Origin of the sequence: Micromonospora sp. GCM10011541 (assembly GCF_042650725.1) — a bacterium.
GTDB classification, from domain to species: Bacteria; Actinomycetota; Actinomycetes; order Mycobacteriales; family Micromonosporaceae; genus Micromonospora; species Micromonospora sicca.
Genome location: NZ_JBHSBP010000012.1, coordinates 142,745 through 154,542, shown reverse-complemented (window position 1 = coordinate 154,542; position 11,798 = coordinate 142,745). Strand labels below are relative to the sequence as shown.

Genomic DNA, 11,798 nt, shown 5'->3' with positions numbered 1-11,798 from the left:
GCCCCCGGTCTCAGGTGGCGTAGACCTCGAACTCGCCGAGCTGGCCCGCCGGCCAGCCGGTGTTGCCGGTGCAGGTCAGCCGCAGGTAGCGCTGGCCGGTCGCCGGGAAGGTGATGGTGACGGTGTTGCCGGTGGCCGGGTCGAACGGGTAGCCGGCGGACGCCTTCAGCGTCGAGTAGGAGGAGCCGTCGGTCGAGCCGAGCACGGCCAGGGTCTGGGTCCGGGTCTGCCAGGCCGACGACGGTGGCAGTTTCAGCACGATCCGGGACACCTGGCGGGTGGCGCCCAGGTCGACGGTGAGCGACTGCGGGAAGGCGTTGTTGGCGCTCTCCCAGTAGCTGCCGGCGTTGCCGTCCACCGCGTTCGCCGCCACGTACACGTCGGCGTGGCTGGTCTCGGTGACCGGCCGCCCGGCGGCGAGGTTCCCGCTCGGCGGCGGGGTGGTGGTGGGCGGGGGCGTGGTGGTCGTCGGGCCGTACACCTCGAACTCGGCGGCCTGGCCGGCCGGCCAGCCGGTGTTGCCGGTGAAGCTGAGCCGGACGAACCGGCGGTCGCCGGCCGGCAGGGGAATCGACACCGTGTTGCCGGACGCCGGGTCGAAGCCGTAGGCCGCCGACGCCTTCACCGTCGCGTACGCCGACCCGTCGGTCGAACCGAGCACCGACAGTGTCTGGCTGCGGCTCCCCCAGCCGGCCGGAAGCTTCAGCACCACCCGGTCGACCGGGCGCGCCGCGCCGAGGTCCACGGTCAGCGTCTGCGGGAAGGCGTTGTTGGCGCTCTCCCAGTAGCTGCCGGCGTTGCCGTCCACCGCGTTCGCCGCCACGTACGTCTGGGTGCTGCTCGACGCGGTCGCCGGGCGGCCGAGGGCGAGGTTGCCACCGGCGGGCGGCGGGGTGGTCGGCGACGGGCTGGGTGTGGGTGAGGTGGTGGGGGTCGGGCTGGGCGGAGTGGTCGGGCCGCCACCCCACTGCGGCTCCGGCCAGGGACCGCAGTACGGGTTCGCCGAGTACCAACCGGAGTTGCCGGCGCCCTGGGTGATCTGGAAGCCGCTGCCGACGCAGTTGTACATCGGGTTGGCCTGGGCGATGTTGGTGGCCCGGACGTTGGTGAAGGACACCTGGCTGGATGCCTGCACCTGGAGGGCGAAGGTGCCCGCGCCGTCGATGCGGACGTTGTTGAGGTTGATTCCGCTGGTCTGCCCCTCGATCCAGTGCAGCGCCGCGTACGAGCTGTCCAGGATGTCGGTGTCGGTGACGTTGATGGTGGCGCCCTGGATCGGCTCGTTGAGCGCGGAGAACCAGACCGCGCCGACGCCGAAGCGCCAGTTGTAGTCGGAGTTGCCGTTGCGGATCAGGGTGTTCCGGGCGACCGTGATGGTGCCCGCCACCGCGGTCGGGCCCTGCACGCCGGGATAGCGGTTGGCGACGTGGATGCCGCCGCCGTTGGTGACCGAGTCGGCCGTCACGTTGTCGGTGATCCGGATGTCCCGGCCGCCGTAGGTGACCAGGTTGTTCGCCAGGATCGTCACGCCGACGGTGTTGAAGGTGAAGGCGTTGTTGACGTTCGGCACGTTCTGCGCCCACATGGCGAGGCCGTCGTCACCGGTGTTGCGGACGAAGGTGTTGGTCACCGTGGAGTTGGTGACCCCCCAGTGGAAGTTCACCCCGTCCGCGGTCTGGTCCAGGATCCGGCTGTCGCGGATGGTCAGGTTGTCCATCGGGCCGTCCATCCAGGCCCCGACCTTGGTGTGCTGGAGCCAGAGGTTCTGCACCACCGAGTTGGACATCGCCCCGCCGAGGGCGTTGACCTGGTCCTCGTCGACCCGCTCACGGATGTCGCCGACGATCGCGAAGTCCCGCAGCGTGACGTTGCGGCTGGGCCCGCCGGCCTCGTGCGGGCGGATCTCGCCGCTGTACCCGCCGCCGGGGACGTACTTGCCGTAGATGCCGACGGCCCGCTTGCGATCGGTGGGATGCCGGCCGCCGAGCACCGAGTACCAGGGCCCGGCCCCGCGCAGCGTCACCCCGTCGACGACGACGTGGTCCCAGAGGGTGAAGGTGCCGGCCGGGACCCAGACCGCCTTGCCCTGCGCCTTGCCGGCGTCGACCGCGGCCTGGAACTTCGCGGTCGAGTCGGTCGCGCCGGTCGGGTCGGCGCCGAAGTCGGTCACCACGTCGAGGACGCCGGCGGGCTTGGCGATCGGCGCGCCGACCAGCTCGAAGTCGGCCAGGTCGACGGTGAAGGTGGGCGACTGGGCGGTCGAGGAGACCTGCAACCGGATCTTGGTGCCGGCCGGGTAGGTGGCCCCGAGGAGGGTGCGGGCCTCGTCGTAGAAGTGGTGCGGGTTGGTGTCGCCGGGGTTGTTGTTGAACGGGTATCCGCCGTAGTACCAGCCGTACTTCGAGGTGACCGGGACCGACTTCACCAGCGAGCCGTTCGCCCGCAGGTCGAGCGCGGCGTCCCGGCCGGTGCCGGCGGCGTTGTCCGGCAGGCTGTAGCGGAAGGTCACCGCGTCGGCGGGGGCGGTGAGGGTGAACTCGACGTACTCGCCGACCGCGTCGAGGGTGACCGCCTCCCGGCCGGAGGCCTCCGAGGGCAGCGTGCCGTAGTGCCGGTCGGGGCCGATCCGGGTGCCGTTGTGCACCGCCTTCTCGGCCTCCTGCTCGACGAATCCGACGGTGGCGCCGCGGCCGGCGATGTCGAACGGGGACAGGCCGGCCGCGCTGGCCGGGGTCGCATTGGTGGTGAGGGCCACGACGGTTACCGAGGCGGCGGCGAGCAGGGTGCCGGCGAGGGCGGCCACGCCCGCGCGGACCGGTCTTCTTCGCAGGTGTTGCGGGGTGCCGATGGTGTGGTGGGCCATGAGCGACGCTCTCCCTTTCGTCAGGCGGCCAGGTCCCCCGTGTCCGTGCGGTGTGGCGGGTTGCTGTCTCGTCGCTCCTTCCGGTGGTGGGGCGCCGGCGCCGGCGGTCGGGACGGACCGTCGGCGCCGCGCCGCGCGGGTCAGGCCGACGCCGCCGGCCCGCCGGGCTCCTCGGTGGTACGCAGCCAGACGGCGGTGTCCGGCGGCAGCAGGTCGTCGTCGAGCGGGCCGCTGGCCAGCAGCAGCCGCTCGTGCGGCGGCAGCGGCGCCGCCGCGTCGGAGAGGTTGACCAGGCAGCGGAATCCGCCGCCCCGGCTGAACGCCAGCACGCCGTCGGGCGCGGGCAGCCAGCTCAGCTCGCCGTCGCCCAGTGCCGGATCGGCCCGGCGCAAGGCGATGGCGGCTCGGTACAGCTCCAGCATCGAGTGCGGGTCGCCGGTCTGCGCGCGGACCGTGCGGTCCTTCCAGTCCGCCGGCTGCGGCAGCCAGGGTGCCGCCGCCGCGCCGTCCGGGCTGAAGCCGAAGGGCAGCGTGTCGCCGGTCCAGGGCAGCGGCACCCGGCAGCCGTCCCGACCCGGGTCGACCCGGCCGGACCGCTCCCACATCGGGTCCTGGCGCAGCTCGTACGGGATGTCCTCGACTTCCCACAGGCCCAGCTCCTCGCCCTGGTAGACGTAGGCGGCGCCGGGCAGCGAGAGGGAGAGCAGCGCGGCGGCCCGGGCCCGCCGGGTGCCCAGTTCCAGGTCGGTGGGGACGCCCTCGCGCTTGGCGGCGAAGCTGAACGTGGTGTCCGTCCGGCCGTACCGGGTGACGTGCCGGGTGACGTCGTGGTTGGAGAGCACCCAGGTGGCCGGGGCGCCGACCGGGGCGTGCGCCGTGCGGGTCGTGTCGATGCAGGCCCGCAGCGCGGCCGGCTCCCAGGCACAGCCGAGGAAGTCGAAGTTGAAGGCCGCGTGCAGCTCGTCGGGGCGGAGGTAGTTGGCGAACCGCTCATGGTCGGGCAGCCACACCTCGCCGATCAGCGCCCGCTCGCCGGGGTAGCTGTCGGCGATCCGCCGCCAGCTGCGGTAGATCTCGTGCACCGCGTCCACGTCGACGAACGGGTTCGGGCCGTCCGCGGTGGCTTCGGGCAGCGTCGGGTCCTTGGCCAGCATCGCCGCCGAGTCGATCCGGATGCCGTCCACGCCCCGGTCGAGCCAGAACCGCAGGATGTCCTCGAACTCGGCGCGCACCCGGGGGTGGTCCCAGTTGAAGTCGGGCTGCTGCGGGGCGAAGAGGTGCAGGTACCAGTCGCCCGGCGTGCCGTCCGGGTTGGTGGTCCTGGTCCAGGTGCGGCCCCCGAACGAGGACACCCAGTCGGTCGGCGGCAGCTCGCCGTTCGGGCCGCGTCCCTCGCGGAACCAGAACAGTTCGCGTTCCGGGGCGTCCGGGCCGCCGGCCAGCGCCGCCTGGAACCAGGGGTGCACGTCGGAGCAGTGGTTCGGCACCACGTCGACGATGGTCCGGATGCCGAGTGCGTGTGCCTCCGCGATCAGCGCCTCCGCCTCGGCCAGGGTGCCGAAGACCGGGTCGATGTCGCGGTAGTCGGCCACGTCGTAGCCGGCGTCGGCCATCGGCGACGGGTACCAGGGGCTGTACCAGATCGCGTCGACGCCGAGCGCGGACAGGTGGTTCAGCCGGGACCGGATGCCGGCGATGTCGCCGATGCCGTCGCCGTTGCCGTCGGCGAAGCTACGTGGGTACACCTGGTAGATCACCGCTCCACGCCACCACGGACCACTGTCTGGTGTGGACACGAGCACCTGCTTTCTGCGTCAGTACGTCGGCGGGTTCGCCGGACCTGGATGTGTATCGGGCGAACTGTCGTTGTTCGCCGCGCACCTTCGGGGCTATCCCTTGAGGCTGCCTGTGGTCAGACCGGACATGATGTTCCGCTGGAAGATCAGAAAGACGATGACGGTCGGGATCGCGGCGATGACCGACGCGGCGACCACCACGTTCATGGGCGTACCGCCCGAGAAGGCGTAGATACCGACGCTGACCGTCCGGGTCTCGGGCGACGGCATGACCAGCTTCGGCCAGAGAAAGTCCTTCCAGACCGCCGTCACGGCGAAGATCGAGACGACGCCGAGGATGGGGCGCGACATCGGCAGGATGATCGACCACAGCGTGCGCAGCGGCGTCGCCCCATCCATGAGGGCGGCCGCCATCAGCTCCTCCGGGATCGAGTCGAAGAACCGTTTCAGCAGGAAGATGTTGAACGCGTTCGCGACTGCGGGCAGCCAGATCGCAAACGGCGAGTCGAGCAGGTTGATGTGCAGGATCGGCAGGTCGATCACGGTCACGTACTGCGGAACGATGAGGACCATCGCCGGGATCATCAGCGTTGCCAGCATCAGGCCGAGGATCACGTTGCCGAACACCGGTCGAAGCTTCGACAAGGCGTACGCCGCGGCGGTGTCGAGGACGAGCTGGAACAGCAGCGCGCCGGCCGCGTAGTAGAACGTGTTGAACAGCAGCTTCGCGAGGTTCAGGTTGTTCCACGCATCGGCGTAGTTCTGTGACTGCGGATCCTTCGGGAACAGCGATGGCGGGGTCTGCGCGATCTCCTGGCCGGACTTGAGCGCGCCGGTGACCATCCAGTAGAGCGGCCCGAGGAAGACGAGCGTGAAGCCCACGACGACGACGGCCAGCAGCGTCCAGTAGATGACCTTGCCGCGCCCCCGCCGAAGCTGAGCGTGGGAGATGAGGGTCCGGGTCCCGGAGTCCTGTGCCATTCCTCGTCCCGTCCTAGTCCTGTCTCGAGCTGAGCCGCACGTAGACGGCGGAGAAGCCGGCCAGCACCACGAGCATGATCACGCCGAGCGCCGCGGCGCCGTTGAGGTCGTTCTGGAAGAACCCGTGCTGGTAGATGAGGTACGCCACCGAGGTCGCGGAGTCCTCCGCGCCGGTACCGTTCGCGAGGATCAACGGTTCGATGAAGAACTGCATCGTGGCGACGATCTGCAGCATCGCCAGGAGCACGAGGATCAGCCGGGTCTGCGGGATTGTGACGTGGCGGATCCGCCGCCAGATGCCGGCGCCGTCGAGCTCGGCCGCTTCGTAGAGCTCGCCGGGGATGTTCTGCAGTGCCGCCAGGTAGATCAGTACCGCGCCGCCCATGTTCATCCAGGTCGACGCGATCACCATCGCCGGCATCGTCATCTCGGGGGACTGCATCCACTGCGAGGTCGGCAGGTGCAGCGCCTTGAGGACCGAGTTGAAGAGTCCCGCGTCGCCGGGGTCGTACGCGTAGAACTTGAAGAGGAAGAGCGCCGAGGCCGGCGGCAGCATCACCGGCAGGTAGACCAGGATCCGCAGGTACCCCTTCGCGTGGCGAAACTCGTTGAGCAGGATCGCCACGAGGAACGGCACCGCGTACCCGAGTACCAGCGCGAGAATCGTGAAGTAGAACGTGTTCTTCCAGGCCGTCCAGAAGCTGGGGTCGGCGATGATCCGGTCGTAGTTGTCCCAGCCGACCCAGGTGGTGACGCCGCGCCGGGTGCGCTGGAAGCTCATGACGACGCCGCGGATCATCGGATACCAGGAGAAGAACCCGAAGCAGATCACCGCGCCGATCAGGAACGCGTGCCCGGTGAGATTGTCGCGTACCTTGCGACCGAGGCTCGTACGCCGCCGCGGCCCTGCCGGGTACGGCGACGCGGGGCGACCCGGTTCTCGCTTCGTCCCCGCGACGGTGGTGATCGCCAAGGCAACTCCTGGGTGAGTCGGTGACCGAACGGTGCGGCGCGGACGGTGTGGGGGCCGGCGGCCGGCCCCCACACCTGCGGATCATTTCTCGGCGGCCAGGAGCTGGTTGACCTTGTCTTCGGCCGTCTTGAGCAGCGCGTCGATGTTCGCGTTCGGGTTCGTCAGCACACCGGACATCGCGGCGTCGAGCACCGCATAGATCGCCTGCGCGTTGCGTGGCTCACCCTTGATCGGGACCGGGTTCGCCTCGAAGATCGCGAAGTTGGCGGTGTCGACGTTCGCGTTCGCCTTGCGCAGCTCGAGTTCCTGCTTCTGCGCGTCGCTGCCGCCCGCGAAGAGCAGCGGCTGGGGCAGGCCCACCGGGTAGTTCTGCGGCTTGGACCGGACGTAGTCGAACTGGCCCTTGCCCGGGGTCAGCTTCTCGTACGCGATCCACTTCAGACCGGCCTTGACCTGCTCGGGGGTGAGGCCCTTCTTGAAGAAGTAACCCTCGCCGCCACCGAGCGTCGCCTTCGCGGCGCCGTCCTGGCCGGGCAGCGGAGCCATCGCCCAGTCCTGGAACTTGCCCTGGAACTGGCTGACGATCGCCTGGGTGGCGTCCGGCGCGCCGACGAACATGCCGACCTTGCCCGCGCCGGCGTTGGTCAGCAGGTCGGCCCACTGCAGCAGTTGGCGGTCGCCCATGCTGTTGTCGCCGTACCGCATGTCCTTGAGGTTCTGCAGGACCTGCTTGCCCATCGCGTTGTTGAAGTCGGCCTTCTTGCCGTCCGCGGTCAGCACCTGGCCGCCCTGGGAGTAGAGCAGGGAGGTGAAGTGCCAGCCTCCGGTGTTGCCGGCGCTGTACTCCGAGTAGCCGGCGATGCCGTTGCCGAGGGCGGAGATCTTCTTGGCGGCGGCCCGGACCTCGCCCCACGTCTTGGGCGGGTTGTTCGCGTCGAGCCCCGCCCGCTGGAACAGGACCTTGTTGTAGACCAGGCCCATCGAGTAGTTCTTCACCGGCACGGCATAGAGCTTGCCGCCGTCGGTGAAGACCTCCTTGAGCGCCGGGTCGACGCTGTCCCAGGTGGGGACCGTGTCCTTGTTGGCGAACTCGGTGATGTCCATCGCCTGACCGGAGTCGAGCACCTGCTGGAGATCGGTCATGTACCCGTAGAACAGGTCGGTCACGGTGCCGCCGGCGAGGCGAGCCGTGAAATCCGGCGGGTTGTTGCACTGCTCGCCGACGCTGACGCTCTTGACGACGATGTTCGGGTTCTGCCGCTGGAACTCGACGACATCGTCGTTCCAGTTCTTCAGCAGCTCTTTCTGGGCGCCGACCGGCTGGCAGTCGACGGTGATGGTGACCTTGCCGCCGGCATCGGTCTTGGCGTCGTCACTCTTCGTGGAGCAAGCCACCAGGCTGAGCCCCAGGCCGGCCACGAGCGCTGACGCCGCAGCCTTCCGGTATTTCGGTACGGACATCTGTCCATCCCTTCGGGAACGGGAGTCTCCATGACGTTCGCTGATCTGCGGTGATCGTCACCGCGGCCGAACCCTGCTACTGATCCGTCTCCGCCAGTGACCCGCCGCCTGGATCTGCGGCGGACCGGCGTGCGGGATGGTGATCTAGCTCTCGTGCACGGCATGTTTCGTGGCGATGACGATACAAAGCCGGACCCTATCGCGCAAGAACCGAACCGAAACATGAAAGACAAGGACTGGCGTCGTTTCGGACGCAAAAAAGGACGGACCTCGGGAGGGTCCGTCCTTTTTGTGCTCCGTCCCGCGCTACCCGGTCGCGGCCCGCGCCGGCCCGGTCGAACCGCGCACCACCAGCTCAGGTTCGAAGAGCAGTTCGTCGCCGAGCACGCCGGCGCCCTCGATCTGGGTCACCAGCAGGTCGACGGCCGCCTGACCCATCGTCTCGATCGGCTGCCGGACGGTGGTCAGCGGCGGATCGGTGCAGGTCATGAACGCCGAGTCGTCGAAGCCGACCACCGAGACGTCCTCCGGCACCGTGCGGTCCAGCCGGCGCACCGCACGGATCGCTCCCAGCGCGAGGACGTCGCTCGCGCAGACGATGCCGGTGATCCCCCGGTGCACCAGCTTGGTGGCGGCCACCCGCGCGCCCTCCATCGAGAAGCTCGACCGCTCCACCCACTCCCCCGCCTCGCTCCAGCCGGCGATCCGCTGCATCGCCGCGAGCTTGCGCCGCGACGGGACGTGGTCCTCGGGGCCGAGCACCATGCCGATCCGCTCGTGCCCGAGCGAGCGCAGGTGCCCGTACGCCTGCTCCACGGCCACCGCGTCGTCGGTCGACACCCGGGGGAACTCCAGGTCGTCCACGCCCGCGTTGACCAGCACCACCGGCAGCCCGCGGTCGATCAGCCGACGGTAGTGCTCGTGAGTGGCATCGGCGAGGGCGTACGAGCCACCGGCGAAGATGACGCCGGAGACCTGGTGGTCCAGCAGCATCTCCACGTAGTCCGCCTCGGACACCCCGCCGATCGTGCGGGCGCAGAGCGCCGGGGTGAAGCCCCGCTGGGCCAGCGAGCCGGTCACCACCTCGGCCAGCGCCGGGAAGATCGGGTTCTGCAGCTCGGGCAGGACCAGACCGACCAGCCGGGCCCGTTCGCCGCGCAGCTTGGTCGGCCGCTCGTAACCGAGCACGTCGAGCGCGGTGAGCACCGCGGTCCTGGTGGCCTCGGAGACGCCGCCGCGGCCGTTGAGCACCCGGCTCACGGTGGCCTCGCTGACGCCCGCCTTGCGGGCCACCTCACTCAACCGTTTCGTCACGGCCGCAATCCTACGTCGGATTCTTGCAAGAAATGAACCACGTACTGCCCGATGATTTCAGCGTGTGGCTGCACGACGACCTGATGCCAATCCCGTCATGGCCGACACCGCGCGCCGGACCCTCGACACCCTCCTGGCATGACCGGCGGCGCGCCTGTCGGAGCCGGTGGCCACCCTGCCGGCACCGGCCCGACCGCGACGTCATCGCAAGATGTGAACAAAGCGATGCTTGAATATTTGCAACTTGTAGCAATAACATGAGCGGGCCACGCCCATGGCCGCCCCAGCGGGCCCCGTCCCCGCGACGGCGCCATCGGAACCTCGGGGCGGCGGCATCCGTCAGACCAACCCGAGAGAGTGGGTCATCCGATGTACGGAAGCTTCGACGAGGACGCCGCGTCGGGACGCCGGCGCCGCCGCGCCGCCCGGGCCGCCGCGGTCACCGCGGCGGTGGCGCTGAGCGTGCTCACCGGGGGCGCCGCCGCGGCCGGTCCGGCGCCCGTGGTCACCCGGGCCGCCCTCGATCCGTCGCTCGTCGCCGGCCGTGGCGCCGCCGTCGGCTTCCTCGAGCAGGAGGCCGAACACGCCCGAACCACCGGCACGGTGATCGGTCCCGACCGGTCCGCGTACACGCTGGCGGGCGAGGCCTCCGGCCGCCGGGCGGTCCGGCTGAACCCCGGGCAGTACGTCGAGTTCACCCTGCCGGCGGCGGCCGACGCGATCACCGTCCGGTACAGCATCCCGGACTCGCCCGACGGCGGCGGCATCACCGCGCCCCTCGACGTCGCCGTCGGCCACGGTCGGCCCCGCACGATGACCCTGACCTCGCAGTACGCCTGGCTCTACAACCAGTACCCGTTCAGCAACGACCCCGACGCCGGGCTGCTGCACCCCGACTGGTGGATCACCGAGTGCTCCTGCGTCCCGGCGGCCACCACGCCCGCGCCGACCATCAGCACGCCGTTCCGGCCGCACCACTTCTATGAGGAGCAGCGCCTGCTGCTGGGCCGCACCCACCGCGCCGGCGAGATCGTCCGGCTGACCGCGCCGGCCGGCAGCGCCGCCGCCTGGACCGTCATCGACCTGCTGGACTCCGAGCTCGTCGGCCCGCCGCACGTCGCACCGCACGCGGTGAACGCCGTCGCGCTCGGCGCCGACCAGTCCGGCCGACGCGACTCGGCCGACGCGCTGGACCGCGCCATCGCGGCCGCCCGCCGCACTCACCGCACGGTCTACCTGCCGCCGGGCACGTACCAGGTCAACCGGCACATCATCGTCGACGACGTGACGATCGAGGGCGCCGGCAGCTGGTACACCGTGTTCCGGGGCCGGGAGGTCGCCCTGGACACCCCCGCCCCCGACGGCTCGGTGCACACGGGGGTCGGCTTCTACGGCCGGGACGCGGCGGCCGGCGGCAGCAGCAACGTGCACCTGTCCGGCTTCGCCATCGAGGGGGACGTCCGGGAGCGGATCGACCTCGACCAGGTCAACGCCATCGGCGGGGCGCTCAACCACTCCACCATCGACGGGCTGTACCTGCACCACACCAAGGTGGGCATGTGGTTCGACGGACCGATGACCGACCTGCGGGTCACCGACACCGTCATCGCCGACCAGATCGCCGACGGCGTCAACTTCCACACCGGCGTCACCCACTCGTCGGTCTCGAACAGCTTCGTCCGCAACACCGGCGACGACGGCCTGGCCATGTGGTCCGAGCGGACCGGCAACGCGCACAACACCTTCGACCACAACACCGTGCAGTCACCCGTCCTGGCCAACGGCATCGCGCTCTACGGCGGCACCGACAACACCGTGTCGCACAACCTCGTCGCCGATCCGGTCCGCGAGGGCAGCGCCATCCAGGTCGGCTCCCGGTTCGGCGCCGAGCCGTTCACCGGGCACCTGTGGATCACCGACAACACCACCGTGCGCGCGGGCACGTACGAGCTGAACTGGAACATCGGGCTCGGTGCGATCTGGTTCTACGCCCTGGACCGCAGCATCGACGCGGACATCCAGGTCGTCGGGGACGCCTTCCTCGACAACACCTTCAACGCGATCATGCTGGTCAGCGACTGGCCGGTGAAGGACCAGGTGTCCATCACCGGCGTCCACTTCCAGGACATCCGGGTCGACGGCACCGGCACCTCGGTGGTCAGCGCCCGGGCGGCGGGGGCCGCCTCGTTCGCCGACGTCGACGCCCGCAACGTCGGGGCGGTCGGGGTCAACAACTGCGGATCGTTCCACTTCACCCCGGCCGGCTCCGAGTTCAGCCTGACCGACCTCGGCGGCAACGACGGTGGCTGGCTGGCGCCGTGGCTGCTGCCGAACACCATCACCTGCAACGACCGTCCGACGGTCGTTCCGCCGCCGGCGCCCGCGCCCTGGTGAGTCGGCGACCGGCCGG

Annotated in this window: 7 protein-coding genes; 1 reads left to right on the top strand and 6 read right to left on the bottom strand. The window is 70.1% G+C overall.

What is annotated here, in order from left to right; genetic code table 11:
* Positions 1-10: 10 nt before the first annotated feature.
* The 6 genes from ACFOYX_RS07640 to ACFOYX_RS07615 all read right to left on the bottom strand — a co-directional run bounded on the left by ACFOYX_RS07640 (position 11) and on the right by ACFOYX_RS07615 (position 9,388).
* A complete protein-coding gene (locus ACFOYX_RS07640; protein ID WP_322440413.1) occupies positions 11-2,863 on the bottom strand; it encodes a discoidin domain-containing protein in 2,853 nt (950 codons plus the stop codon).
* A gap of 140 nt (positions 2,864-3,003) precedes the next feature.
* Positions 3,004-4,659 carry a glycoside hydrolase family 13 protein gene (locus tag ACFOYX_RS07635; RefSeq protein ID WP_322440414.1) on the bottom strand — a complete coding sequence of 552 codons (1,656 nt, stop codon included), beginning with the start codon at positions 4,657-4,659 and terminating at the stop codon, positions 3,004-3,006.
* 93 nt (positions 4,660-4,752) lie between these two features.
* Positions 4,753-5,640, bottom strand: coding sequence for a carbohydrate ABC transporter permease (locus ACFOYX_RS07630; RefSeq protein WP_109803810.1), 888 nt, complete (start codon positions 5,638-5,640; stop codon positions 4,753-4,755).
* A 13-nt stretch (positions 5,641-5,653) separates the two neighbouring features.
* Positions 5,654-6,613, bottom strand: a complete 960-nt coding sequence (locus ACFOYX_RS07625) for a carbohydrate ABC transporter permease (protein ID WP_109803811.1) — start codon at positions 6,611-6,613, stop codon at positions 5,654-5,656.
* 81 nt (positions 6,614-6,694) lie between these two features.
* A complete protein-coding gene (locus tag ACFOYX_RS07620; RefSeq protein ID WP_109803812.1) occupies positions 6,695-8,074 on the bottom strand; it encodes an ABC transporter substrate-binding protein in 1,380 nt (459 codons plus the stop codon).
* Between the two features lie 306 nt (positions 8,075-8,380).
* The gene (locus ACFOYX_RS07615; RefSeq protein WP_336634370.1) at positions 8,381-9,388 is read right to left on the bottom strand and encodes a LacI family DNA-binding transcriptional regulator; all 1,008 of its coding nucleotides are present in this window, start codon (positions 9,386-9,388) and stop codon (positions 8,381-8,383) included.
* A 369-nt stretch (positions 9,389-9,757) separates the two neighbouring features.
* On the opposite strand from ACFOYX_RS07615, the gene ACFOYX_RS07610 reads away from it, so the two are divergent.
* Complete coding sequence (locus tag ACFOYX_RS07610) at positions 9,758-11,782, top strand: glycosyl hydrolase family 28-related protein (RefSeq protein ID WP_322440415.1); 2,025 nt, start codon at positions 9,758-9,760, stop codon at positions 11,780-11,782.
* Positions 11,783-11,798 lie beyond the last annotated feature (16 nt).

Excerpts from the sequence above, each read along its gene's own strand:
- ACFOYX_RS07620 (WP_109803812.1), bottom strand. The coding sequence starts at position 8,074 with ATGTCCGTACCGAAATACCGGAAGGCTGCGGCGTCAGCGCTCGTGGCC.
- ACFOYX_RS07640 (WP_322440413.1), bottom strand. The coding sequence starts at position 2,863 with ATGGCCCACCACACCATCGGCACCCCGCAACACCTGCGAAGAAGACCG.
- ACFOYX_RS07610 (WP_322440415.1), top strand. The coding sequence starts at position 9,758 with ATGTACGGAAGCTTCGACGAGGACGCCGCGTCGGGACGCCGGCGCCGC.
- ACFOYX_RS07630 (WP_109803810.1), bottom strand. The coding sequence starts at position 5,640 with ATGGCACAGGACTCCGGGACCCGGACCCTCATCTCCCACGCTCAGCTT.